Annotated in this window: 19 protein-coding genes; 7 read left to right on the top strand and 12 right to left on the bottom strand. The window is 68.0% G+C overall.

All coding sequences use genetic code 11. The features are described 5' to 3' along the window. Positions 1-22 precede the first annotated feature (22 nt). Both A4F85_RS28940 and rsmA read left to right on the top strand, forming a co-directional pair. On the top strand, positions 23-1,450 hold the full coding sequence (locus A4F85_RS28940) for a peptidylprolyl isomerase (RefSeq protein WP_013804794.1): 1,428 nt from the start codon (positions 23-25) through the stop codon (positions 1,448-1,450). Positions 1,451-1,526: 76 nt separating this feature from the next. After that, a complete protein-coding gene (gene rsmA, locus A4F85_RS28935; RefSeq protein WP_043783066.1) occupies positions 1,527-2,294 on the top strand; it encodes a 16S rRNA (adenine(1518)-N(6)/adenine(1519)-N(6))-dimethyltransferase RsmA in 768 nt (255 codons plus the stop codon). A 77-nt stretch (positions 2,295-2,371) separates the two neighbouring features. On the opposite strand, the gene A4F85_RS28930 is transcribed toward rsmA, so the two are convergent. From A4F85_RS28930 to A4F85_RS28885, 10 genes are all read right to left on the bottom strand, one after another. Continuing rightward, on the bottom strand, positions 2,372-2,797 hold the full coding sequence (locus tag A4F85_RS28930) for a barstar family protein (protein WP_013804792.1): 426 nt from the start codon (positions 2,795-2,797) through the stop codon (positions 2,372-2,374). A gap of 149 nt (positions 2,798-2,946) precedes the next feature. After that, the gene (locus tag A4F85_RS28925) at positions 2,947-3,366 is read right to left on the bottom strand and encodes a ribonuclease domain-containing protein (protein ID WP_013804791.1); all 420 of its coding nucleotides are present in this window, start codon (positions 3,364-3,366) and stop codon (positions 2,947-2,949) included. A gap of 310 nt (positions 3,367-3,676) precedes the next feature. Beyond that, positions 3,677-5,986, bottom strand: coding sequence for an NADP-dependent malic enzyme (locus tag A4F85_RS28920; protein WP_063328577.1), 2,310 nt, complete (start codon positions 5,984-5,986; stop codon positions 3,677-3,679). Positions 5,987-6,194: 208 nt separating this feature from the next. Then, on the bottom strand, positions 6,195-7,661 hold the full coding sequence (locus A4F85_RS28915; protein WP_063328576.1) for a M81 family metallopeptidase: 1,467 nt from the start codon (positions 7,659-7,661) through the stop codon (positions 6,195-6,197). Beyond that, positions 7,658-8,953 carry a Zn-dependent hydrolase gene (locus A4F85_RS28910; protein ID WP_063328575.1) on the bottom strand — a complete coding sequence of 432 codons (1,296 nt, stop codon included), beginning with the start codon at positions 8,951-8,953 and terminating at the stop codon, positions 7,658-7,660. The genes A4F85_RS28915 and A4F85_RS28910 overlap by 4 nt, the downstream gene beginning before the upstream one ends. A 32-nt stretch (positions 8,954-8,985) precedes the next feature. Further along, the gene (locus A4F85_RS28905; RefSeq protein WP_013804788.1) at positions 8,986-9,696 is read right to left on the bottom strand and encodes an ABC transporter ATP-binding protein; all 711 of its coding nucleotides are present in this window, start codon (positions 9,694-9,696) and stop codon (positions 8,986-8,988) included. After that, positions 9,693-10,472: an ABC transporter ATP-binding protein gene (locus A4F85_RS28900; RefSeq protein WP_043820693.1), complete on the bottom strand. Its 780-nt coding sequence runs from the start codon at positions 10,470-10,472 to the stop codon at positions 9,693-9,695. Before A4F85_RS28900 ends, A4F85_RS28905 begins: the two co-directional genes overlap by 4 nt. Continuing rightward, entirely contained in the window at positions 10,469-11,461 is a 993-nt protein-coding gene (locus A4F85_RS28895) for a branched-chain amino acid ABC transporter permease (RefSeq protein ID WP_170962116.1), read from the bottom strand. Before A4F85_RS28895 ends, A4F85_RS28900 begins: the two co-directional genes overlap by 4 nt. 5 nt (positions 11,462-11,466) lie before the next feature. Beyond that, the gene (locus A4F85_RS28890; RefSeq protein WP_012207821.1) at positions 11,467-12,327 is read right to left on the bottom strand and encodes a branched-chain amino acid ABC transporter permease; all 861 of its coding nucleotides are present in this window, start codon (positions 12,325-12,327) and stop codon (positions 11,467-11,469) included. A gap of 172 nt (positions 12,328-12,499) precedes the next feature. After that, positions 12,500-13,705, bottom strand: coding sequence for an ABC transporter substrate-binding protein (locus A4F85_RS28885; RefSeq protein WP_063328574.1), 1,206 nt, complete (start codon positions 13,703-13,705; stop codon positions 12,500-12,502). 244 nt (positions 13,706-13,949) lie between these two features. Here A4F85_RS28885 and A4F85_RS28880 point away from each other — a divergent pair, with 244 nt between their 5' ends. Both A4F85_RS28880 and A4F85_RS28875 read left to right on the top strand, forming a co-directional pair. Beyond that, positions 13,950-14,966: a FadR/GntR family transcriptional regulator gene (locus A4F85_RS28880; protein ID WP_063328573.1), complete on the top strand. Its 1,017-nt coding sequence runs from the start codon at positions 13,950-13,952 to the stop codon at positions 14,964-14,966. Between the two features lie 113 nt (positions 14,967-15,079). Next, a complete protein-coding gene (locus A4F85_RS28875; protein ID WP_013804784.1) occupies positions 15,080-16,096 on the top strand; it encodes a Bug family tripartite tricarboxylate transporter substrate binding protein in 1,017 nt (338 codons plus the stop codon). 79 nt (positions 16,097-16,175) lie between these two features. On the opposite strand, the gene A4F85_RS28870 is transcribed toward A4F85_RS28875, so the two are convergent. Further along, complete coding sequence (locus tag A4F85_RS28870; RefSeq protein WP_013804783.1) at positions 16,176-17,534, bottom strand: aspartate aminotransferase family protein; 1,359 nt, start codon at positions 17,532-17,534, stop codon at positions 16,176-16,178. Between the two features lie 245 nt (positions 17,535-17,779). Between A4F85_RS28870 and A4F85_RS28865 the strand changes: the two genes are divergently transcribed. Next, on the top strand, positions 17,780-18,748 hold the full coding sequence (locus A4F85_RS28865) for a LysR family transcriptional regulator (RefSeq protein WP_063328572.1): 969 nt from the start codon (positions 17,780-17,782) through the stop codon (positions 18,746-18,748). 427 nt (positions 18,749-19,175) lie between these two features. Here the strand turns inward: A4F85_RS28865 and A4F85_RS28860 are convergent, their stop codons facing one another. Beyond that, positions 19,176-19,436 carry a DUF2061 domain-containing protein gene (locus A4F85_RS28860; RefSeq protein ID WP_013804781.1) on the bottom strand — a complete coding sequence of 87 codons (261 nt, stop codon included), beginning with the start codon at positions 19,434-19,436 and terminating at the stop codon, positions 19,176-19,178. A 150-nt stretch (positions 19,437-19,586) separates the two neighbouring features. Here A4F85_RS28860 and A4F85_RS28855 point away from each other — a divergent pair, with 150 nt between their 5' ends. Further along, positions 19,587-23,357: a PAS domain S-box protein gene (locus A4F85_RS28855; protein WP_063328571.1), complete on the top strand. Its 3,771-nt coding sequence runs from the start codon at positions 19,587-19,589 to the stop codon at positions 23,355-23,357. Beyond that, positions 23,354-24,355 carry an HD-GYP domain-containing protein gene (locus tag A4F85_RS28850; protein WP_012207812.1) on the top strand — a complete coding sequence of 334 codons (1,002 nt, stop codon included), beginning with the start codon at positions 23,354-23,356 and terminating at the stop codon, positions 24,353-24,355. The genes A4F85_RS28855 and A4F85_RS28850 overlap by 4 nt, the downstream gene beginning before the upstream one ends. The last annotated feature ends 8 nt before the right edge of the window (positions 24,356-24,363 follow it).

The following is a 24,363-nucleotide window of genomic DNA, read 5'->3' as shown; positions in this document are numbered from 1 at the left end:
CTTTTTGCAAGGCATCTCTCCCATGCGTTTTCTTTCCCAGACCCATTGCTGCGCAGCTGCCGCTGTGGCGCTGGCCTTGCTGGCCACCACAGCCCAGGCGCAAGGCCTGCGTGTTCCGGGCCAGTCCAGGGCGCCCCAGGCCGGCGATGCCTCCGTCTCGCGTGCGCTGGACGCCACCAACCTGCCCTCGTCGCGCGATCGTGGCGCCAAGGCAGGCGTGCGCTCGGCCGATTACATCGTCGCCGTGGTCAACTCCGAGCCGGTGACCAACAACGAAGTGCGTGCCCGCATGGCGCGCGTGGCGCAGAACATTGCCGAGCAGGGCGGCCAGATGCCGCCCGAGGCGCTGCTGGCCCGCGAGGTGCTGGAGCGCCTGATCGTCGAAAAGGCCCAGCTGCAGGAAGCCAAGGACACGGGCCTGCGCGTGGATGACTACGCCGTGGACCAGGCGCTGACCAATGTGGCGCGGCAAAACGGCCTGGACAAGGCTGGCCTGCAGTCCCGCCTGCGGGCCGAAGGCGTGAACGAAAAGCAGTTCCGCGAAGAGCTGCGCCGCCAGATCACGCTGCAACGTCTGCGCGAGCGCGATGTGGACGGCCGCGTGCGCGTCACCGATGCCGACATTGATCGCTACCTGGCTGAGCAGCGCAGCGGCGGTGCCGACAAGGCACCGGCCGCCGTGAACCTGGGCCACATCCTGATTTCCGTGCCCGAGAACGCCAGCCCCGCCGAAGTGGCCGAGCGCGAGGCCCGCGCCAAGCAGGCCGCCGAGGCCGCCCGCACGCAAGGCGACTTCCTGGCCGTGGTCAAGGAGTTCTCCGATGTGCCCGACGGCCAGGGCGGCGGCGCCATGGGCATGCGCCCGCTGGACCGCTATCCCGAGCTGTTCACCAAGGCCGTGGGCCAGACGGCGCAGGGCGGCATCGTCGGCCCCTTCCGTTCGGGCGCGGGCTTTCACGTGCTCAAGGTGCTGGAGAAGTCGCAGGCCGGCATGCCGTCCGTGGTCACGCAAAACCATGCGCGCCACATCCTGCTGCGCATTGGCGATCAGATGACCGAGGCCGATGCCGCCAAGCGCCTGGCCGACTACAAGCGCCGCGTGGACAGCGGCCAGGCCAGCTTCGAATCGCTGGCCCGCGAGTTCTCGCAGGACGGCAGCGCGCGCAACGGCGGCGACCTGGGCTGGGCCTCGCCCGGCCAGTTCGTGCCCGAGTTCGAGCAGGTGCTCAATGCGCTGCAGCCCGGCCAGGTCAGCGACCCGCTGGTCTCGCGCTTCGGTGTGCACCTGATCCAGCTCATCGAGCGCCGCCAGGCTGCGCTGACGCCGCGCGAGCAGCGCGACATGGTTCGCAACGTGGTGCGCGAGCGCAAGCTCGAAACCGACTACCAGACCTGGCTTCAGGAGCTGCGTGGCCGCGCCTACGTCGAGTACCGCGAGCCTCCGCAATAAGACACCCCCCGAGCAGCTGCGGCTGCGGCAGTCCACAATGGAAGGCGGTGCCATGGCGCACCGCCTTGCTTTTTCTATGAAACACATTCCTCGCAAACGCTTCGGCCAGAACTTCCTGACCGATGACGGCATCATCGACGGCATCGTGAGCGCCATCGACCCCCGGCCGGGCCAGTCCATGGTCGAGATCGGGCCGGGCCTGATGGCCCTGACCCAGCCCCTGGTCGAACGCCTGGGCCGGCTCACCGTGATCGAGCTGGACCGCGACCTGGCCGTGCGCCTGCGCCTGCACGAGCAGCTCGACGTGGTCGAGTCCGACGTGCTCAAGGTGGACTTCCGTGCCATTGCCGCGCGCCTGGGCGTGCCCAAGCTGCGCATTGCGGGCAACCTGCCCTACAACATCTCCAGCCCCATCCTCTTTCACCTGCTCGAGCAGGTGGACGTGGTCGAGGACCAGCATTTCATGCTGCAAAAGGAGGTCATCGACCGCATGGTGGCGTCGCCCTCCACGGCCGCCTATGGGCGGCTGACAGTCATGCTGCAGTGGCGCTATGCGATGGAGAGCGTGCTGTACGTGCCGCCCGAGAGCTTCAATCCGCCGCCCAAGGTGGACAGCGCCGTCGTGCGCATGGTCCCGCGCGAGTCGCCGGCGGCCCTGGACGCGAAGCTGCTGGAGGAGATGGTGCAGGTGGCCTTCAGCCAGCGGCGCAAGATCCTGCGCAACACGCTGGGGCGCTGGCTGGAAGCCAAGGGCTTTGACGGGGAATTCGACCTGCAGCGCCGCGCCGAGGAAGTGCCGGTGTCCGAATACGAGGCACTCGCCGCCCGGTTCACGCGCGCCTAGGCACAGGCGCCCAGCGACTGCAGAGCCCATAGCACCCGATTGGGCGCTATGGGCTCTGGGCCATCAATGTCCTGCGCTTACAGGAACGAGTAGAAGCAGCGGAACGGAATCTTGCGCTCGGCCCAGTACTCGGCCGCGTCGCGGAAGCTGTCCAGCAGCTGCTCGCGCACTTCCTTGTCGAACTTGGGCGTGGTCGGGATCTGGTCGAGCACGAGCACAAAGCCCGGCTGCGGGCCGGCCTTGTGGATGGGGTCGGTCAGGCAGTCGTAGAGCGCGTCGAAGTTCTTGCCGAAATGCGCGGGGAAGAAGAACTGCGTGGCCAGCAGTTCCAGGATATCGGCCTTGGTCTGCGCATGGGCCAGGTTGGCATACAGGAAATGGCACCCCAGCGTCTCGGCCGCCTGTTGCAGATCCTCCACCCTGTAGGCGCGGATCGACTGCACGATGTTGGCGCGCACGTTCCGCAAAGGGGTGTCGGGGATCTTACGAAGTGGTGCATCCATCTCCGTGGCTCTTTCTCTAACGTGGATGTGGCCTGCGGGGACGGGCTCATGGCCTTCGGCATCCCTGGGCTGTGGATGAAATGCAGACCCCTGCCAGCGCACTGCGTCGGACACGGAGGGTCGAACTGGCTGTAGAGACTGGGTCGAGGTCATTCGATGATCTTGCGAAAGCTGCTGTAGTGGTCGCTGGTGTAGTAGCAGGCATCGGGCTGCTGGGGCTCTCCGCCGCAGACGATGCGACGGGCCCCACGGTCACGCGAACCGGGCGTGCGCACCGTGTACTCACGGTAATAGCCGCGCGACTGACGCGGCAGGATGCGCTCGCGGTTGCCGAACACCGTGCCGTCCTTGTCGTGGGCAAAAGGCCCGCCGCGCAGGATCAGCGTATACGTGGAACGGCCTTCGCGCGGCAACTCGGACAGGGCGACGGTGGCCACGGCCGCCGTCGTCTCCACGCTCTCGGGCGCCGAGCGGCGCGCATCAGCGAGCGAGGGCGACAGCACAAAGGCGGCCCCGACGATGAGCGCTAGACCGGACTGGTACGCCTTGGCGGCGGCTGCCTTCAGCATCAACTACACCTTTCAGAAATCCAGGGAAGCCCTGAAATCTCGACCCGCTAGTGTGACGGAACACCCCTCAAAATGCAAGTTCTGCCCAAAAAACAGGCAGCTTGACCAAGGAAATGTCTGGGGATTGAACAGTGGGCAGGCAACTCTCCGCCTGAGTTGCCTGCTATTCAATGCAAATGCCGTGCGTTGTCAAAAAAAGCGCGCGCGGCCAAAACGAGGGACACCGAGCAAGGGCCGCCCCGCAGCGAGGGTGTCGTCCCCCTCCCGCGAAGCGAGAGAGGGGGAAGCGGCGAAGCCGCTCAGGGGGTGCTTACCGATTAGCGTTAGCGTCCGCCACCGTCAGCGCCGTCATGTTGACGATGCGGCGCACCGTCGTGCTCGGCGTGAGGATGTGCACGGGACGGGCGGCGCCCAGCAGCACGGGGCCGATGGCAATGCCGCCGCCAGCGGCCTGCTTGAGCAGGTTGTAGCTGATGTTGGCCGCGTCGATGTTGGGCATGACCAGCAGGTTGGCGTTGCCCAGCAGCGTGCTGTTGGGCATGAGCTGGGCGCGGGCCTTGCCGTCCAGGGCCACGTCGCCGTGCATCTCGCCGTCCACTTCCAGCCACGGGGCCTGCTCGCGCAGCAGCTCCAGGGTCTGGCGCATCTTGACGGCGCTGGGCTGGTTGCTGGAGCCGTAGTTGGAGTGCGACAGCAGGGCGGCCTTGGGCTTGACGCCGAAACGCATCATTTCCTCGGCGGCCATGATGGTGATCTCGGCCAGCTGCTCGGCCGTGGGGTCGTAGTTGACGTGGGTGTCCACCAGGAAGACCTGGCGGTCGGGCAGCAGCAGGCCGTTCATGCAGGCATAGGTCTGCACGCCGGCGCGGCGGCCGATCACCTGGTCCACATACTGCAGGTGGTGCGATGTCTGGCCCCAGGTGCCGGTGATCAGGCCATCGACTTCGCCCTTGTGCAGCAGCATGGAGCCGATCAGGGTCAGGCGGCGGCGCATCTCGATCCGGGCGATGGGTACGGTGATGCCCTTGCGCTCGGTCATGCGGTGGTAGGTCTGCCAGAAGTCGCGGTAGCGCTCGTCGTGCTCGACGTTGACCACGTCGTAGTCCGTGCCTTCCTTCAGGCGCAGGCCGAATTTCTCGATGCGCTGGGCAATGATGGCCGGGCGGCCGATCAGCGTGGGGCGCGCAATGCGCTCGTCCACCACGATCTGCGTGGCGCGCAGGATGCGCTCTTCCTCGCCCTCGGCGTAGGCCACGCGCTTCTTGGAGGCCTTCTTGGCCGCGGCGAACAGCGGCTTCATCATCGTGCCCGAGGCGTAGACGAAGGTCTGCAGGTGGGCGCGGTAGGCATCCATGTCCTGGATCGGACGCTGGGCCACGCCGCACTCGGCGGCGGCCTGTGCCACGGCCGATGCGATCTTCATCATCAGGCGCGGATCGAAGGGCTTGGGGATCAGGTACTCAGGGCCGAAAGTCAGCTGCTCGCCCACGTAGGCGGCCGCCACTTCCTCGCTTTGCTCGGCCTGGGCCAGCTCGGCGATGGCGTGGACGGTGGCGATTTCCATCTCGGTGGTGATGGTGGTCGCGCCGCAGTCCAGGGCACCCCGGAAGATGTACGGGAAGCACAGGACGTTGTTGACCTGGTTGGGGTAGTCCGAGCGGCCCGTGGCGATGATGGCGTCGCTGCGCACGGCCTTCACGTCTTCGGGAATGATTTCGGGGTTGGGGTTGGCCAGCGCGAAGATCACCGGACGCGCGGCCATCTTGACCACCATGTCCTGCTTGAGCACGCCGCCAGCGGACAGGCCCAGGAAGACGTCGGCGCCTTCGATGACCTGGCCCAGCGTGCGCAGCTCGGTGGCGCGCGCGAACTGGGCCTTGTCCTCGTCCATCAGCTCGGTGCGGCCCTCGTAGACCACGCCGGCCAGGTCGGTGACGAACACGTTCTCGCGGCGCAGGCCGACCTTGAGCAGCAGGTTCAGGCAGGCCAGGGCGGCGGCGCCCGCGCCCGAGGCCACGAGACGGACCTCCTCGATCTTCTTGCCGGCCACCTTGAGCGCGTTGACCATGGCCGCTGCCACGGTGATGGCCGTGCCGTGCTGGTCATCGTGGAAGACGGGGATCTTCAGGCGGCGGCGCAGTTCGCGCTCCACGAAGAAGCACTCGGGTGCCTTGATGTCTTCCAGGTTGATGGCGCCGAAGGTGGGCTCCAGCGCGGCGATCACATCGACCAGCTTTTGCGGGTCCTTCTCGTTGATCTCGATGTCGAAGACGTCCACGCCCGCGAACTTCTTGAACAGGACGGCCTTGCCTTCCATCACCGGCTTGGAGGCCAGGGCGCCGATGTCGCCCAGGCCCAGCACGGCGGTGCCGTTGGAGATCACGGCCACCAGGTTGCCGCGCGCCGTGTACTTGAAGGCGGCGGCCGGGTCCTTGACGATCTCTTCGCAGGGCGCTGCCACGCCGGGCGAGTAGGCCAGGGCCAGGTCATGCTGGTTGGCCATGGGCTTGGTCGGCACGATGGTCAGCTTGCCGGGCTTGGGAAACTCGTGGTATTCGAGTGCGGCACGGCGCAGCTGGGCACGTTTATCGGAAGGGGTCGGGGCCGTGTTGTCGGACATCAAGCGTCTCCAGCGAAGGCATGGCCAACGCACGCGCGGATCAGCCCGCGTGCCGTCGGCCGAGGTAGGGGGGAACCGATTGTAGGCCGACAGGCAATAGCCGGGCCCTGCTGTGAAACTGTTGTGATGCCTGGTTGCCCAATGCCCCGCGGCGGCGGCGGTCTTTGCTTGCGCGCCGCCGCAAAGCCGGGCAATCACATGGCATCCATCAGATGGCGTCCAGCGGAAACACCGGGCGGCTGACCCGGGCGAACGGAAAGCGCGAATAGTCCGAGGTGGTCACGCCGGGGCTGTCGCACTCGACCAGGCCGGCGGACAGCGGCACGAAGACGGGCCGGCAGTACATGCGCGACTTGAGCAGCACGAAGCGAAAGCGCGTCGGGTCCATGCCCACGCAGTGGAACACGCCCAGGTCCCAGGGCTCGTGCGTCTGCTCGGTGATCACGATCTGCGCTGCGCCCGTGTCCAGGCAGACCGTGCGGCCCATGTGGCAGCGCTGGCCCGTGTAGATGGGGCCGCTGACCGTGTAGGCGCCGTCGCTGACGGCGCGCACCGTGCCGCGCAGCCGCAGCGGCTGCTTGTGCAGGCCGATGCCTTCGAGCGACACCTTGTTGCCCAGCGCGATCTCCACTTCGGCGCCTTCGCCGGCCGCCGTGAGCGAGGCAACCGCTTCGGGGTCGCACAGCGGGCCCACGGCAATGCCTGACAGGCCCAGCTCCAGCGCGGTCTGCAGCACGTCCATGGTGTCGCAGGTGCCGCCGGACATGCAGTTGTCGCCATGGTCGAGCAGCAGCACGGGGCGGTCGGCGCCTTCGGCCAGGGCCTGGGCGCGGCGCAGCGAATCGGCCAGCGGCTCGCTGCGGTAGACGTAGTCGGCGCGGCGCTGCCAGATCCGGGCGGCCAGCGCGTCCACGCTCGCCTGGGTGGCCGCGCGCTCGTCGGTCCTGCAGGTGGCGACCACGCTCACGCAGGGCGCGGCGATGTCGGCCAGCGAGAAGCCGCCGAACACCGAGACCGCGGGCAGGCCCTCCGTTTCCAGGGCGCGCGCTGCGTTCACGGCGTCCAGCATGGGGCCGTCCAGCGTGGTGCTGCGCAGCGTGTGGCTCATCAGGGGCAGGCGGTGCCAGCACACGGCGTAGCGCGCGCGGCCGGCCAGCATGTCCAGCAGCAGGCGGCCCGCGTGCTCGCCGGTCTCGTACATGTCGATGTGCGGATAGGTCTTGAAGCCGACCATCACATCGGCATTGCCCACCATTTTTTCGGTGATGTTGCCGTGCAGGTCCAGCGCCACGCCAACGGGCACGCCGGGCGCGGCGGCGCGCACGCGTTCGAGCAGGTCGCCTTCGCCGTCGGCGCTGTTCTCGGCCACCATGGCGCCGTGCAGGTCCAGCAAGATGGCATCGCAGCCCGGCGCGGCCGCCACGATGCGGTGCGTGAGTTCGTCGTAGGCGGCCGCATGCACGGGGCCGCTGGGGTTGGCTGTGGCGGACACAGGCGTGACCAGGGTGGCGCCCGCCGCCTCGGCCAGGTCGATGAAGGCGGCCATGGCCGTGCGCATGCCCTTGTTGGCCGAATAGGCGGCCTCGCCATAGGTGGGCGCAAACGCCTCGATGGGCGTGGGCACGGGCGAGAAGGTATTGGTCTCGTGGTTGAGCCGGGCGATCAGGATCTTCATGCCGGCACCCCGCCGTCCGCTGCCTGCACCACGCCCGCGGCCGCCAGCATGGCGCGCAGCAGCACGTTGCAGCCGGCCTCCAGGTGCGCGGGCTCGGCGTCCTCGATCTCGTTGTGGCTGATGCCGTCGGCGCAGGGCACGAAGATCATGGCGGCAGGCGCCACGCGGGCCAGGTAGACGGCATCGTGGCCCGCGCCGCTGACCACGTCCATGGCGCTGTAGCCCAGGTCGGCGGCATTGGCGCGCACGGCCTCCACCAGGTGCGGCGTGAAGGGCTGGGGCGGGAAGTAGACGACCTGCTCCACGCCAATGGTCACGCCACGCGCGGTGGCAATGCGCTCGCAGGCCGCGCGCAGTGCGGCGTCCATGTCCAGCAACTGGCCGTCGTCCGGCGCGCGCAGGTCCACGCTGAGCTTGACCCCGCCCGGGATCACGTTGCGCGAGTTGGGAAATACCTCCAGCGATCCCACGGTGCCGCGCGCATGCGGCAGGCGGTCCACGGCGATGCGGTTGACCTCGGCCACGATGCAGCTGGCGGCCAGCAGTGCGTCGTGGCGCAGCTCCATGGGCGTGGGGCCGGCATGGGCCTCCATGCCCTGCACGCTGACGTCGTACCAGCGCTGGCCCAGCGCGGCGCTGACCACGCCGATCACGCGTTCATGGTTTTCCAGCACCGGGCCCTGCTCGATATGGGCTTCGAAATACGCGCCCACCGCAGGCGCCGGGCCGGCCGGCCCGGCATAGCCGATGGCGCGCAGCGCCTCGTCCACGCTCACGCCCTGGGCATCGCGCTGGGCCAGCGCATGCTCCAGCGTGAAGGCATTGACGAACACGCCCGAGCCCATCATCACCGGCACGAAGCGCGAGCCTTCCTCATTGGTCCACACGGCCACCTCCACCGGGGCGCGCGTGCGCACGCCGCCATCGTTGAGCGTGCGCAGCACCTCCAGCCCGGCCAGCACGCCGTAGTTGCCGTCGAACTTGCCGCCCGTGGGCTGGGTGTCGATGTGGCTGCCCGTCATCACGGGCGGCAGCGCATCGTCCAGGCCCGCGCGCCGCGCGAAGATGTTGCCGATGGCATCGACGCGGATGCTGCAGCCGGCCTCGCGCGCCCACTGCACGAAGAGATCGCGCCCCTGGCGGTCCAGGTCCGTCAGCGCCAGGCGGCACACGCCGCCCTTGGGTGTGGCGCCTATGCGCGCCAGGTCCATCAGCGATTGCCACAGGCGGGCGCCGTCGGTGCGCAGCCCGGCCGCAACGGCGGTGGCTGCAAGAGGGGTACTGAGATCCATGAATGACTCCTGGGAATGCGAAAGGCGGTGGATCAGGCGATCCCTACACCGAGATACCGGTCCTTGATGGCGTCATCGGCCAGGAAAGCGGCATTGCCTGCCTCGTGCGCAATCGCACCCTGTTCGATGATGTAGTGGCGGTCGGCCAGCTGGGTGCAGACCTCCAGGTTCTGCTCCACCAGCAAGATCGCCACGCCAGCGGCCTTGATGGTCTTGAGCTGGGCCACGATCTCCTCCACGATCACGGGCGCCAGGCCCTCGACGGGCTCGTCCAGCATGAGCAGGCGCGGCGCGTTCATCAGGGCGCGGCCTATGGCCAGCATCTGCTGCTCGCCGCCCGACAGCTGGCCGCCGCCGTTGCCGCGCCGCTCCTTGAGGCGCGGGAAGATGCGGTAGATGTCGGCCAGTTGCCAGGGCGAGCGTTTGCGCTGGCCCAGCAGCAGGTTCTCCTCCACCGTGAGCAGCTTGAAGATGCCGCGGTGCTCCGGCACCAGGCAGATGCCGCGCTGGGCCACCTGGTGCGTGGCCAGCCGGTGCACGGGCTCGCCGCCGAAGCGGATCTGCCCCTGCGAGGGCTGCATCACCCCCGCGATGGACTTGAGCGTGGTGGTCTTGCCCGCGCCGTTGCGGCCCAGCAGCGTGACCAGTTCGCCGTCCTGCACCTGCAGCGACACGCCCTGCAGCACATGGCTCTTGCCGTAGTGGGCGTGTATGCCCTCGACCGAAAGCAGGGGACCGCTCATGCCTTTCCTCCCGTGATCATGTTGCCCAGATAGGCGCTGCGCACGCGCTCGTCGGCGCGGATCTCGTGGGGCAGTCCTTCGGCCAGCACGCGGCCTTGCTGCATGACGGTGATGGTGTCGGAGATGTCCATGACGATGTTCATGTTGTGCTCGATGAGGACCACGGTGTGCTCGTCCCTGAGGCCCTGGATCAGGCGCTTCATCTCGTCCAGGTCGTCGATGCCCATGCCCGAGGTCGGCTCGTCCAGGAAGATGGCCTTGGGTCGGGCGGCCAGGGCCATGCCCACCTCCAGCCGCCGCTGCTGGCCGTGCGAGAGGTTGCCGGCCGGCGTGTCCGCGTGGCGCTCCAGGCCCAGGCGCGAGAGCACGCTGGCCACGGTATCGGCCATGGAGCGCGCGCCCACGGGCGCGTTCCAGCAGTCCAGGGCCCTGGCGGGGGCCACGCCCTGCGCGGCCAGGCGCAGGTTCTCGCGCACGGGCAGGGTCAGGAACAGGCTGGTGACCTGAAAGGACCGTGCCATGCCACGGCGCACGCGGCGGTGGTCGGGCTCGCGCGTCACGTCGTGGCCGTCGAAGACGATGCGCCCGCCGCTCACGCTCTTGGTGCCCGTGAGCATGTGGAACAGCGTGGTCTTGCCCGCACCGTTGGGGCCGATCACCGAGTGCACGGTGTGGGCGCGGACCTTGAGGTCCACGCCGCCCAGGGCGACGAACTTGTCATAGCGTTTCTCGACGCCCACGGCCTCGAGCAGGATGGGAGATGCTGCGGCGCTCATGCCTGGCCTCCTTTGGTTTCTGCAGCGGCCGCCTCGGCATCTGCCGGCCCTTTGCGGCGCACCAGGGCCCACAGGCTCTCGCCCAGGCCCCACAGGCCGCGCTGCAGGCCCAGGCTCACGATCATCAGCACCACGCCCAGCAGCAGCAGCCAGCGCGGCCACAGGGTGGACAGCCAGTCGCCCAGCAGCACATAGAAGGCCGCGCCCAGCACCGAGGCCAGCAGGTTGCCCGTGCCGCCGATCACGGTCATCACCAGGATCATTTCGCTGGTGTGGTACTCGGCGTTGGACAGCGGGGCGATGCCCGTCATCATGGCGTGCAGCGCGCCGGCCAGGCCCGTGACCGCGCCCGAGATCACGAAGGCCTGCAGCTTGAGCAGCCTCAGGTCGTAGCCCACGGCGGCGGCGCGCTCCTCGTTGTCGCGCACGGCCAGCAGGGTGCGGCCGAACATGGAGTCGCAGACGCGACGCAGCAGCCAGAACACCACCAGAAAGAGCACGGCCACAAAGCCGTAGTACTGCCAGGGCGTGGCCAGCGGCCACAGCGTCTGGCCGGCCACCGCGAGGGCGGGGCGGGGCACATCGAGCAGGCCGTTGTCGCCGCCGGTGATGTCCGTGGCCGAGTAGGCCAGAAAATAGAACATCTGCGCAAACGCCAGGGTCAGCATCACGAAGTAGGTGCCGCGCTGGCGTATGGCCACCCAGCCGACGATGGCCGCGCCCACGGCCCCCATGGCCGTGGCGGCCAGCAGGGCCAGCGGCATGGGCAGGGGCCAGCGCGTCAGCAGCAGGGCGATGGTGTAGCTGCCCAGGCCGAAGAAGATGCCCTGCCCGAAGGACAGCAGCCCCGTGTAGCCCAGCAGCAGATTGCAGCCCATGGCCGCGAGGCCGAAGATCAGCACCTCGCTGGCCAGCGAGCCCGACTGCATGCACAGCGGCATGGCGACCACGATGGCCAGCGCGAGAAGGAGATGGGAATGCCTGGTCATGGTCTTCATCCTTTGCGGCCCAGCAGGCCATGGGGTCGCAGCAGCAGCACGGCGGCCATGGCCACGTAGATCATCAGGCGCGCGCCCTCGGGCCACAGCGTGCTCATCACGCTTTGCACGATGCCGATCAGCAGGCCGCCGACCAGGGCGCCGCCGAAGCTGCCCAGCCCGCCCACGACCACGATCACGAACGCCACGCCCAGCGCCTCCACGCCCATGAAGGGCTCGGCGCCGCGTATGGGCGCAGCCAGCACGCCGGCCAGCGCCGCCGTGGCCGCGCCCAGCGCGAACACCAGGCTGAAGATGCGCAGCACGTTCACGCCCAGCAGGGACACCATCTCGGTCGATTCGCTGCCCGCGCGCACCGCGCTGCCCAGCCGCGTGCCCTCCAGCAGCCACCACAGCAGCACGGCCAGCACGGCGGTGAAGCCGATCACGAACAGCCGGTACTTGGGATAGACGAAGCTGCCCCACATCACCACGCCCTGCAGCAGATCGGGCACGGCCACGCTGTCGCCCAGCGGGCCCCATTGCACGATCACCAGCTCCTGCACCACCAGGGCCAGGCCCACGGTGACGATGATGTGGAACTCATGCGCCTTGGCATACACATGGCGCAGCATGAGCTTTTCCACCAGCCAGCCCAGCGCGCCAACGGCCAGCGGCACCACGACCAGGGACAGCCAGAAGCTCATGCCCCAGCGCGTCATCTGGTAGCAGAAATAGGCGCCCAGCAGGTAGAAGGCACCGTGCGCGAAATTCACGAAACGCAGCAGGCCGAAAACAATGGACAGGCCCACGGCCAACAGGAAATACAGCATGCCTATGCCGATCCCGTTGATGGTCTGAAGCAGATAGATGCTCATACAGGGTCCGAAACGATGGACGAAGGAGGCGCCGTGGCGGCCTTGATGCGCGGTTCGCCATGAAACTGGCGAGGCCCAGGCGAGGGGCACCGAGCAAGGGCCGCCCCGCCGCGAGGGTGCCGTCCCCCCCGCGACGCGAGAGGGGGAAGCGGCGTAGCCGCTCAGGGGGCTTTCAAGCCAATTTGCAGCCGGTCTGATCGATGGGCAGGAAGGACTTGCCGGAGCTGACCACATCCACGTAGTCGTCCTTGTTCTTCATCTTGGACTTGGCCTTGCCCTTGAGCAGGTAGTAGCTCTTGAGCACCTGGTGGTCGGCCTTGCGCACTTCTTCCTCGCCCGTCAGGCCCTGGTACTTCATGCCTTCCAGCGCGGCGACCACGGCCTTGGGGTCGGCCGTGCCGGCCTTGATGATGGCGTCGATCATCAGCTTGGTGCAGATGTAGTGGCCGGCCAGGCTGTAGTTGGGATTGGCCTTGAACTTGTCGTTGCAGCGCTGCACCAGATCGCGGTTGAGCGGCGTGTCCACCGTGTGCCAGTACTGGGCGCCGAAGTACACGCCGTCGCACAGGTCGGCGCCCAGCGATTCGAACTGCTCCAGCCCCGAGGCCCAGGCGATCAGGATGGTCATGTTCTTGTTCATGCCGAAGCTGATGGCCTGGCGCAGCGTGTCCGAGGACTGGGCGCCGAAGTTCAGCAGCAGCAGCACGTCGGGCTTGGCGGCCACGGCATTGGTCAGGTAGCCGCTGAACTCCTTTTCGGTCAGCGAGTGGTAGCTGTTGCCCACATGCTCGATGCCCTTTTCCTTGAAGATGTTCTTGGCCGCCGTCAGCAGGCCGTCGCCGAACACGTACTGCGGCGTGATGGTGTACCAGCGCTTGGCCTTGGGCAGGGATTCGACCAGCGGGCGCACGGTCTGCTCGATGGCGCCGAAGGTGGGTGCCGACCAGCGGAAGGTGGCGCTGTTGCAGTCCTTGCCCGTGATCTCGTCGGCGCCTGCGGTGGTGATGAAGATGCCGCCGGTCTTCTCGGCCTCCTTGCCCATGGCCAGCGCCTCCGACGACAGGATGCCGCCTGCGAAGAAGCGCGTGCCCTGCTGCTGCGAAGACTCCTGCAGCTTGCGCACGGCCGTGGCGGGCTTGCCCTCGGTGTCCAGCACGGTGTAGGCCAGCGGGCGGCCCAGCGCCTTGCCGTACTGCTCGATGGCCAGCTTCATGCCCAGGTCCGCATACTTTCCGTTGGCCGCGAAGGCGCCCGACATGGGCACGGGGCAGGCGAACTGGATGCTGTCCTTGGACTGCGCCCAGACGCTGCGGCCCAGGCCCAGCGATGCGGGCAATGCGCCCAGTGCCGAGAGTTGCAGGAGGTGACGACGTTGCATGGGATCTCCGTGATGGGGACTGAAGGCGCTGCGGCCCGGGTACGCTTTTCAGAGCAAGTTGCATGCCAGTCGAAATGGGTGCGTGCAGGCTCCTTGATTCATATTTATAGTGATAAATAGAAGAAATAGGGCGCGTGCTAACCCTAGGCGGGCACGGCCACGCGCCATGGCGGTGCATACTGCACCAAACCCGCATGCAGACTGGGCGCGGACACGATCCGGTGCCCTTCCGGAGAACACAACAATGGATACACCCAAGTCGCCCTCCCTGGCAATCCGGCAGCTCAAGCGCCCGGATCTCGTGGCCCAGGAGATCAAGCGCCTGATCACCGAAAAGAACCTCAGCCCCGGCGACCGCCTGCCGCGCGAAAGCGAGCTGCAGGCACAGTTCCAGGTCAGCAAGGGCACGATCCGCGAGGCCCTCAAATCGCTGGAAGTGCAGGGGCTGATCACCATCTCCACCGGCCCTTCGGGCGGTGGCACGGTCGTCGAGGTGCCGCTGGACCGCACGCTGCAGTTCATGCAGAACTACCTGTTCTTCCAGGAGGTGACCATCGACGACATCTACACGGTGCGCCAGATGCTGGAGCCCGAGCTGGCGGCAGGCGCCGTGCCCCATCTGACCGAGGCGGATTTCGACGCGCTGGAGCACAGCATCGCCTGCTGCGACCCCACGCAAAGCAGCGAGGACCTGGTCAGCCAGCGGCGCGAGGACGTGAACTTCCACGACATCCTTGCCGCGGCCAATCCCAACCCCTTCCTGCGCTTCACCTGCGAGCTCATCAACGAGATGATTCGCCAGCTCATCGTCTTCGCCAACCGCACGCCCCAGTCCGAGCACCGGCGCTTCGGCGAGGCCAATGCCCGGATCCACCGCGACATCGTGCAGGCCGCACGCGAACGGGATGCCGTGAAGGTGCATGCGCTGATGCAGCAGCACATGCGGGATGCAGCCAGCAGCGTCAAGCGCATGAAGGGCCGCATCCAGGGGCGGCTCATCCTGGATGCCGACAGCCTGCGCAGCCCGCGTCCGCAACGCGCCGTGCAGCCGGTGGAAAAGCCTGCGATGGCAGTGCCGAGGACTGCACCAAAAAAGGCACCGAAACCGGCAGCAAAAACAGCGCCAACAACAACGGCAAGGCCGGCCGCGAAGACCGCCGCAAAAGCCGTCGCGAAGACCACCGCAAAGGCGGCTCCGAAGGCGCCCGCCAAGTCACCGTCGGCGCGTCCCGCCGCCGCACGCAAGCGCGCGGCCTCCTGAACTGTCCCGCGCCGGTCATTGCCGGCCCAGGCCACGCGTTTCGCGCCGCCCGCTGCTGGTATGCTGCCGCGCGCTCGGCCTTCACGCATTCCACCCCCTCACGAGACAACAGCATGAGACAAACCCCTTTCGCATCTTCCCGTACCCCTGCCCTGTGGCGCGCCCTGGCCGGCGGCCTGGCGCTGGCGGCCACGCTGGCGGCGCCCCTCGCCCATGCCCAGGGCGCAGGCAGCTATCCGTCCAAGACCATTCGCCTGGTCGTGCCCTTTGCGCCTGGCGGCTCCACCGACATCCTGGGCCGCCTGCTGGCGCAAAAGATGGGCGAGAGCATGCACACCACGGTGGTGGTGGACAACAAGCCCGGCGCCAACGGCACCATCGGCTGCGACCTGGTGGCCAAGGCGCCGGCCGACGGCTACACCGTGGTGCTGGGCGATGTGGGCTGCATGGCCATGGCCAAGGGCCTGTACACCAAGCTGCCCTATGACCCGCTGCGCGACTTCGCGCCCATCAGCCTGGTGGCACGCAGCCCGCTGGTGCTCACCGTGGGCGCGCAAAGCCCGTTCCACTCGCTCAAGGAGCTGACGGCGGCGGCCCAGGCCCAGCCCGGCAAGCTCAACTACCCCTCGTCGGGCACGGGCGGCCCCAACCACCTGGGCGCCGAGCTGTATGCCATGCAGGCCAAGGTCAAGATCGGCCATGTGCCCTACAAGGGCAGTGCGCCTTCCGTGGTGTCGCTGGCCGCCGGTGAGACCGACTTCGGCTTTCTCACGGCCGTGACGATTGCCGCGCAGCTCAAGGCCGGCAAGGTGCGTGCCCTGGCCGTGGCCCACAACGAACGCCTGCAGTCCATGCCCGACGTGCCCACCATGTCCGAGGCCGGCCTCAAGGACTTCACGGCCGATGCCTGGTTCCTCGCGGCCGTGCCCGCAGGCACGCCCAAGCCCATCGTGGACCGGCTCTACGCCGAGATCGCCAAGGCCCTGCCCGCGCCCGAGGTCAAGGAAAAGCTGGACGCCATGGGCGTGCTGCCCTCGGGCCTCAAGCCCGATGCCTCGGCCCAGTTTCTGCGCGTGGAAGTGGACAAGTGGCGCGATGTGATCAAGAACGCGGGCATCACGCTGGACTGATTTCGCAGCCTTGCCGTTGCCATGTAAAAAGCCCCTGCGGCCTCACGGCCCAGGGGCTTTTCTCATGTGCCGGAGATGCTCAGTTCGTTTCCGTCAGGGCATCGCCCAGGGCGCTGACCAGCCGCTCGATCTCGGCCTTCTCGCTGATGAAGGGCGGCGCGATCTGGATGGTGTCGCCGCCGTAGCGCACGTAAAAGCCCTTGTCCCAGCACTTCATGGCGATCTCGTAGGGACGGCGGGCCGGCTCGCCGGGCAGCGACTCGATGGTGAAGCCCGCCGCCAGGCCGAAGTTGCGGATGTCGGCCACATGCTTTGCTCCCTTGAGGCTGTGCACGGCCTGCTCGAAGAACGGGGCCAGCGCGCGCACGCGGCCCGGGCCGTCCTCGCGCTGCAGCAGGTCCAGCGCGGCCACGCCTGCTGCGCAGGCAATGGGGTGGGCCGAGTAGGTGTAGCCGTGCGGGAACTCCAGCATGTACTCGGGGCCGCCGGCCGCCATGAAGGTGTCGTAGATCTCCTTGCTGGCCACCACGGCGCCCAGGGGCTGGGCGCCATTGGTCACCTGCTTGGCGATGTTCATGATGTCGGGCGTGACGCCGAAGGCCTCGGCCCCCGTCATGGCGCCGCAGCGGCCAAAGCCCGTGATGACCTCGTCGAAGATCAGCAGGATGTTGTTCTGCGTGCAGATCTCGCGCAGGCGCTGCAGATAGCCGGCCGGCGGAATCACCACGCCGGCCGAGCCCGAGAAGGGTTCGACGATGACGGCCGCGATGTTGCTGGCGTCATGCAGGGCGATCAGGTCCAGCAGCCGGTCGGCCAGCGCGCGGCCATCGGTGGTGGGCATGCCTTTGTGGAAGGACCCCAGCGCCGGCTGCGTGTGCGGCAGGTGGTCGGCCTCCACGCCCTGGCCGAAGGTCTTGCGGTTGCCCACCATGCCGCCGACCGAGATGCCGCCGAAGTTCACGCCGTGGTAGCCCTTCTCGCGCCCGATCAGCCGGGTCTTGCCGCCCTGGCCCTTGGCGCGCCAGTAGGCGCGCGCCATCTTCAGCGCCGTGTCGGCCGCCTCCGAGCCCGAGCCCGTGAAGAACACATGGTCCAGGCCTGCAGGCGTCAGCTCCTTGATCTTGTTGGCCAGCGCGAACGAGGCCGGGTGGCCGAACTGGAAGGCCGGCGCATAGTCCAGCTGCTGGGCCGCGCGGCCGATGGCTTCGGCGATCTCGCGGCGGCCATGGCCCAGGCCCGAGCACCACAGGCCCGACAGGCCGTCGAAGATCTTGCGGCCGTCGGCATCGGTGTAGTAGGCGCCCTGGGCGCTGGTGATCATGCGCGGGCGCGCCTTGAACTCGCGGTTGCCGGTGAAGGGCATCCAGTGGGCGTCAAGCCAGGCGGCATCGGTGCGCGTGGCGGCTGCAGCGCCTTGTTCGGTGGGAACCAGGGTCATGGTGATCTCCTCGGGCCGGAAAAGAAAAAAAGGAACCGGCCCATTGTGATCGTGCCTTTTGATTTCTCGAAGTGCGTGATATCGAGGTTCACTTGCGGATTCCTGCAAGTGAGCAGGGGCTTGCCGGTCCGGGCCCGGAGAGCGCGCATTGTGGGAATCCATGGCCGATGCCGCCCTGGTGCTCGCCTATAGTGGCTCCCCTGTAGTGGTGGCCGGTTCAGGCGGGCACCGGGAGGCGAAGGGCGATGGCGGATTTTTCGATGGACAGCACCCCAGGCCGCCCGGCGCGGGACGGGCGCGCGCGCGCCGCGCTGGGCCAGCTGGGCGACATGGACCTGCGCCTGCTGCGCGTATTCAAGGCCGTGGTCGAGTGCGGCGGCATGTCGGCTGCCGAGCTGGAGCTGAACATCGGCAGCTCCACGCTGAGCCGCCATATGAAGGACCTGGAGGAGCGCCTGGGCCTGACGCTGTGCCGGCGCGGGCGCGCGGGCTTCGCGCTCACGCCCGAAGGCCATCGCATCTACGAGGCCACCTTGCAACTGCTCGGTGGCGTGGAAGGCTTCCTGGGCCAGGTGGACGACATCCATGGCCGGCTGGCCGGCACGCTGGACGTGGCGCTGTTCGACAAGACCGTGGGCAATCCGCAGTCGCGCATTCCCGAGGCGATCGGCGTTTTGCACGACCAGGCGCCGCAGCTGCATCTGCGCCTGCATGTGGCCTCCATCCAGGCCATCGAGCGCGGGCTGATGGAGGGGCGCTGGCAGGTGGGCGTGCTGCCATCGGCACCCAGTTCGGGCGCCCTGGACAGCGCCCGGCTGTTTGGCGAGCGCATGCAGCTGTATTGCGCTCCCGGCCATCCGCTGCATGGCGCCGACCATGGCGGGCTGGACTGGGACAGCCTGGGTGCGCATGCCTTCGCAGGCCTGGGCTACCAGTCGCCCAACATGGCGCTCAGCCACCAGGCCGGCCTGCAGCGCCAGGCCACGGGTTTTGACCAGGAGGCCATTGCCATGCTGGTGCGATCGGGCCGCTACCTGGGCTTTCTGCCCGATCACTATGCACAGGCCATGCAGGACCAGGGCCTGCTGCAGGCCGTGGCACCGCACCGCTTTTTCTATCTGTGCGATTTCTTCGCGGTCTGGCGCAATGCCGTGGCCCCTGGGCGTGCGGCCCGGGTGTTCATTGACGCCCTGCTGTCCGTGCACCATGGATGAACGGGTTTATCACAGCCTTGGAAAGAGGAAATTCACAGGTTTGATATCAGGATGTGCACAGGTTTTTGCACAGCTTGTGCTCAGGTTTTTGCAGCGTATGCGCTTGACAATGTTTGGCATTGTGGCCGGGGCCAGGGCTTCAGTCCGCCCCGATTGCGCCGACATGCATGCATGGATTCCGTGTCGGCCCTGGGCCGTACGAGCAGCGCCTTGATACCAACGATTTCGCATTTCCCGGGTTCTTGCCACCATGCGCCGCCATGTCCACCTCTCTTGCCGCCACGGCAGGGCCGGGTTTCAGCCCGTGCCGCCATCGACCATCCTGGCCAGGGTCTCGGCCAGCCATTTCCCGAATGAGTCTGCGCCAAGGGGCTGCATGGGTGTCGGCATGGGCATGGGCATGTTCATCTCCGCGCTCCCGGCAGGCTCAGGCTGCAGCCGTGGGCGGCGCCATCGCGGCGGCGGCATCGGCACGGCGGCGCAGGCCCCGTTCCCAGAGCTTTTCATGGAAGAAGAAGGCCACGGCCTGGACGGTGGGCTCCAGCAGGCTGAGCGTCAGCGCGGCCCAGAGGTTGCGGGTCACGGCATAGGCCACGGCCGCCGCCACCGTGACGTGGATGACGTAGTAGCTGGCGGTTTTCATCAGCGTGTGGCGGTGGTGGTGCAAGGTCTGGCGGATGCGGGTCATGGGGCTTTCCTCGGGGCTTTTCTCGTGATGAGACTCCATGCTAGGTGTGATCAATAGCTGCGGCCAATCGAAAATGATTATCAAAGACATGAAGACTATCGATGGCGGGCAGGCAGGTGCCGTGGCCCTGTGCCATTCAGGGGGGGCGCCATGAATTGGGACGAGATCTTCGTGCTCGGATGGGCACCCCATCCGCAGTGGTTCCAGTGGCTGCATCCGGGCCTGGTGGCGCTGTCGGTGGGGGTGGCCGTGGCCACGTCGATGATGGCCATGCAGATCGCGGGGCTGGCGCGCAATGCCGCCTCGCCCCGGATACGCCGCACCGGCGTGCTGACCGGCGCCTTCTGCCTGGGCGCCGGCATCTGGGCCATGCACTTCATCGGCATGCTCGCCTTTGTGCCCTGCACCTTCGGCGACTACGACCCCTGGATCACCGCGCTGTCCATGCTGCCCAGCATGCTGGCGTCCTGGCTGGCGCTGACGCTGATGGTGCGGCCCCGGCTGTCCGCCCAGGCGCTGGTCGGCGGCGGCGTGCTCATGGGGCTGGGCATTGGCTCCATGCACTACATCGGCATGGCGGCGGCCCAGACCTGGAGCCTGATGCTCTACGACCCCTGGGGCGTGCTGCTGTCGGTGATCGTGGCCGCCACCATGGCCATGCTGTCGCTGTGGGTGCGCTTTCGGCTGGGCAACACGGGCCGCCTGTGGCCCACGCTGGTGGCCGGCATAGTCATGGGCATGGCCATTTCCTGCATGCACTATGCGGGCCTGTACGCACTGCGCCTCAAGCCCGGTATCGATGCGCTGGCGCAGCAGGAGGCGCCCACGCATGCGCTGCTGGTGTTCTCCATCGTGGGCGTGGTGGTGCTGATCTTCGGCCTGGTGCTCGCGGTCAACATGACGCTGCGCTACCGCCAGATCTACCGGCAGGTCCAGCGCAGCGAGTCGCGCCTGCGCGCCGTGGTGGATACGGCGGTGGACGGCATCGTGATGATCGACGGGCGCGGCAGCATCGTCTCGTTCAACGGCGCGGCGGAGCGGCTGCTGGGCTGGACGGCGCAGGAGGTGCTGGGCCGCAGCGCCAGCCTGCTCATGCCTGCGTCGGGCTGCGATGGTGAGGGCGGCTCGCTGGAAAAGCAGCTGGCCGCGGGCTTTGCAGGCCTGCTCGGCTCCAGCCGAGATGTCCATGCCCTGCACAAGGACGGCACGCAGATCGCCGTGCGCCTGGCCGTGGGCCGGGTGGCGATTGCGGGCGATCCGCTGTTCGTGGGCTTTGTGACCGACATCCGCGAGCGCCGCCAGATGCTGCAGTCGCTGCGCCGCAGCGAGGAGCAGTACCGCACCCTGATCAACAACGTGCCGGGCACCACCTTCCGCTGCCTGTACGACGGCAAGTGGACGCCGCTGCTGCTCAGCCGCTCCATCAAGGAACTGACCGGCTGGACGGAGCAGGACTTCACGGACGGACTCACGGGCTGGGACCGGCTCATCCATGCCGAGGACCGCGACCGGCTGGAGGCTGCGGTCTCGCATTCGCTGTCACGGCGCCACACCTACAACGCCGACTACCGCCTGCTGCACCGCGACGGCAGCACCCGCTGGGTGTCCGAGACCGGGCGCGGCGTCTTCAACGAGCACGACGAGCTGACCTGGATCGACGGCGTGATCATGGACCAGACGGCGACGCGCGCGCGCAATGCCGAGTTCGAGGGCACGGTGCGCGCCATTGACCTGTCGCTGGCCACCATCGAGTACGACCTGATGGGCCAAGTGCTGCGCGCCAACCGCAATTTCCTGGACCTGTTCGGCTACCGGCTCGACGAGGTCGCGGGCCGCCACCACGGCATGTTCTGCGAGCCCGGCTATGCCCACACGCCCGAGCATGTGCAGTTCTGGCGCCGCCTGGCCGAGGGCGAGTTCCAGGCCGGCGAATTCCTGCGCTGCGGGCGCGAGGGGCGGCGCATCTGGGTGCAGGCCACCTACAACCCCATACGCGACGCCGATGGCCGGCCCTACAAGATCGTCAAGCTGCTCACCGACATCAGTGCTCAGCGCAAGCTGGCCCAGGAGCTGGTGCTGGCCAAGGAGCATGCCGAGGCGGCCGCCGCCGCGCGCAGCACCTTCCTGGCCAACATGAGCCACGAAATCCGCACGCCCATGAACGCCATCATCGGCTTCACCGAGGCACTGCGCGAAACCGCCCTGCAGCCCACGCAGGCGCGCTACCTGGACACGGTGCACTACGCGGCGCGCTCCATGCTGCGCCTGCTCAATGACATCCTGGACACGGCCAAGCTCGACAAGGGCGCGGTGGAGCTGGAGATCGAGGATTTCTCGGTGCGCGAGCTGTGCCAGCAGATCCTGGCGTCGCTGCGCATCACGGCCGACCGCAAGGGCCTGGACCTGCGCCTGGACTACGACCCGCACACCCCGGCGGCCCTGCGTGGCGACGGCATGCGCGTGCAGCAGATCCTGGTGAATCTGCTGGGCAATGCCGTGAAGTTCACCGAGCGTGGCCATGTGCTGCTGCGCGTGCGCTACGAGCAGGGCGTGCTGCAGCTCGATGTGCATGACACGGGCATCGGCATCGCGCCCGAGAAGATCCACCGCATCTTCGACCCCTTCGCCCAGGCCGACGCCTCGACCACGCGGCGCTTTGGCGGCACGGGCCTGGGCACGACCATCTCACGCCAGCTGGCCGAGCTCATGGGCGGCAGCATCCAGCTGCACAGCACCGTGGGCGTGGGCACGGTGTTCGAGGTGCGCCTGCCCCTGCCGGTCGGCGAGAGCCCGCTGTCCGAGCGCGGCGCGGCCAGCCGCGGCCTGCCGCCGCTGCACATCCTGGCCGTGGACGATGTGCCCGAGAACCTGGAGCTGCTGCAGATCAACTTCTCCAGCCAGAACCACCAGATGGCACTGGCGCATGACGGCGCCGAGGCGCTGCGCTGCGTGCAGGCGCAGGAGCCGCCCTTCGACGTGGTGCTGATGGACCTGCAGATGCCGGGCATGGACGGCCTGGCGGCGGCGCGCGCCATCCGCGTCTGGGAGCGGCAACTGCAGCGCCGGCCCGTGCCCATCGTCGCGCTGTCGGCCAGCGTGCTGGAGAAGGACCGCAGCGACGCCAGCGCCGCCGGCATGGACGGCTTTGCCTCCAAGCCGCTGGACATGGCGCGGCTGCAGGCCGAGATCGCGCGGCTGCTGTCGCTGCAGGTGGCGCTCAAGGAGGCCAGGCCGCCCGCGCCCGCCAGTGCCCAGGCGGGGCTGCCCGATGTCACGGTGGACTGGGCCTCGGGCATTGCGCTGTGGGGCCGGGTCGATCCGCTGGTGGCCGCCATTCGGCGCTTTCTGAACGAGCAGCTTGACCTGGCCGATCGCCTGCGCCGCGCCCTGCAGCGCCCGGGGACCGAGGCCCTGGTGGGCCTGGCGCACCGCGTGCGCGGCGCGGCAGGCAACCTGGGGCTGCAGGCCGTGTACCGCCTGGCATCGCGCCTGGAAGGCCATGCGCAGGATGGCGCCCCGCAGCCCCAGCTGCTTGCCCTCATCGACCAGTTGCAGCAGGCGCTGGATGCGGTGACGCAGGAGCTGCGCCAGCGCCATCCGGCCGCCATGCCGGTGGCCGAGGTCGCGGGCCAGGCGCTGCCCGGCGGCACGGCACCGGCGCCGCCCGTGGCCGATGCCGGGCCGCAGGGCGGCGCGTCCTGCCTGCCGGCCGATGCCCGGCCCTGGCTGGAGCGCATCGTTGCCGCATTGCAAAGCGGGGAGCTGGACGGGCAGGCCATGCAGGCCCTGGTGCGCATACTGACGGCCGAACAGCTGCAACCACTGCAGCAGGCACTGGATAATTTCGACTTCGAGCGTGCGCAGGAATGCGCCCAGCAGCTGCAGCAGCAACTGCCCTCGATCGATGGAGACAGAGCATGAATGCGCCCAATCTACTGGCAACGGACAAGCGCCCGCGCCTGCTGCTGGTCGATGACGACCCGACCAACCTGCATGTGCTGCGCCAGATCCTGGGCGAGGACTACCGGCTCTCGTTCGCCACGGACGGGCGCAAGGCACTGCAGCTGGCACAGCACCAGCCGGACCTGATCCTGCTGGACATCATGATGCCCGAGCTCGATGGCTACGCCGTGTGCCGCCAGCTCAAGGCACAGGCCGACACCGCCCGCATCCCGGTGATCTTCATCACGGCCCTGTCGGACGGGCAGGACGAGGCGCTGGGTTTTGCCTCCGGCGCGGTGGACTACATCGTCAAGCCCGTGCGTGCGCCCGTGGTGCGCGCGCGGGTGCGCAACCACCTGTCGCTGGTCAAGCTCGACGAGTTGCGCAGCACCCGCCTGCAGATCGTGCAGCGCCTGGGCCGCGCGGCCGAGTACCGCGACAACGAAACCGGCATGCACGTGATCCGCATGAGCCACTACGCAAAGACGTTGGCGCTGGCGGCCGGCTGCACCGACGAGTGGGCCGACGACCTGCTCAACGCCGCGCCCATGCACGACGTGGGCAAGATCGGCATCCCCGACGCCATCCTGCTCAAGAACGGCCCGCTGACGGCCGAGGAATGGACCGTCATGCGCCGCCATCCGCAGATCGGCGCCGAGATCATCGGCGAGCACGACTCCCAGGTGCTGCAGATGGCCTACAGCATTGCGTTGACCCATCACGAGAAATGGGACGGCACGGGCTACCCGCAGGGCCTGGCGGGCGAGGACATTCCGCTGGCCTCGCGCATCGTGGCCGTGGCCGACGTGTTCGACGCGCTCACCACGGAGCGCCCCTACAAGCACGCCTGGACCGTGGACGACGCCATGGAGCACATAGAGCAGCAGGCCGGCGCCCACTTCGACCCGCGCCTGGTGCCGCTGTTCATCGGCCTGCGCCCGCAGCTGGAAGACATACGCGAGCGCTGGAAGGATTGACTGCACCG

This window comes from Delftia sp. GW456-R20 (assembly GCF_001622915.1).
Lineage (GTDB): Bacteria > Pseudomonadota > Gammaproteobacteria > Burkholderiales > Burkholderiaceae_C > Comamonas > Comamonas acidovorans.
This window is presented reverse-complemented; position numbering and strand designations above follow the sequence as displayed.

Coding starts and splice junctions, on each gene's coding strand:
- A4F85_RS28940 (WP_013804794.1), top strand. CDS start 23: ATGCGTTTTCTTTCCCAGACCCATTGCTGCGCAGCTGCCGCTGTGGCG.
- rsmA (WP_043783066.1), top strand. CDS start 1,527: ATGAAACACATTCCTCGCAAACGCTTCGGCCAGAACTTCCTGACCGAT.
- A4F85_RS28930 (WP_013804792.1), bottom strand. CDS start 2,797: ATGGATGCACCACTTCGTAAGATCCCCGACACCCCTTTGCGGAACGTG.
- A4F85_RS28925 (WP_013804791.1), bottom strand. CDS start 3,366: ATGCTGAAGGCAGCCGCCGCCAAGGCGTACCAGTCCGGTCTAGCGCTC.
- A4F85_RS28920 (WP_063328577.1), bottom strand. CDS start 5,986: ATGTCCGACAACACGGCCCCGACCCCTTCCGATAAACGTGCCCAGCTG.
- A4F85_RS28915 (WP_063328576.1), bottom strand. CDS start 7,661: ATGAAGATCCTGATCGCCCGGCTCAACCACGAGACCAATACCTTCTCG.
- A4F85_RS28910 (WP_063328575.1), bottom strand. CDS start 8,953: ATGGATCTCAGTACCCCTCTTGCAGCCACCGCCGTTGCGGCCGGGCTG.
- A4F85_RS28905 (WP_013804788.1), bottom strand. CDS start 9,696: ATGAGCGGTCCCCTGCTTTCGGTCGAGGGCATACACGCCCACTACGGC.
- A4F85_RS28900 (WP_043820693.1), bottom strand. CDS start 10,472: ATGAGCGCCGCAGCATCTCCCATCCTGCTCGAGGCCGTGGGCGTCGAG.
- A4F85_RS28895 (WP_170962116.1), bottom strand. CDS start 11,461: ATGACCAGGCATTCCCATCTCCTTCTCGCGCTGGCCATCGTGGTCGCC.
- A4F85_RS28890 (WP_012207821.1), bottom strand. CDS start 12,327: ATGAGCATCTATCTGCTTCAGACCATCAACGGGATCGGCATAGGCATG.
- A4F85_RS28885 (WP_063328574.1), bottom strand. CDS start 13,705: ATGCAACGTCGTCACCTCCTGCAACTCTCGGCACTGGGCGCATTGCCC.
- A4F85_RS28880 (WP_063328573.1), top strand. CDS start 13,950: ATGGATACACCCAAGTCGCCCTCCCTGGCAATCCGGCAGCTCAAGCGC.
- A4F85_RS28875 (WP_013804784.1), top strand. CDS start 15,080: ATGAGACAAACCCCTTTCGCATCTTCCCGTACCCCTGCCCTGTGGCGC.
- A4F85_RS28870 (WP_013804783.1), bottom strand. CDS start 17,534: ATGACCCTGGTTCCCACCGAACAAGGCGCTGCAGCCGCCACGCGCACC.
- A4F85_RS28865 (WP_063328572.1), top strand. CDS start 17,780: ATGGCGGATTTTTCGATGGACAGCACCCCAGGCCGCCCGGCGCGGGAC.
- A4F85_RS28860 (WP_013804781.1), bottom strand. CDS start 19,436: ATGACCCGCATCCGCCAGACCTTGCACCACCACCGCCACACGCTGATG.
- A4F85_RS28855 (WP_063328571.1), top strand. CDS start 19,587: ATGAATTGGGACGAGATCTTCGTGCTCGGATGGGCACCCCATCCGCAG.
- A4F85_RS28850 (WP_012207812.1), top strand. CDS start 23,354: ATGAATGCGCCCAATCTACTGGCAACGGACAAGCGCCCGCGCCTGCTG.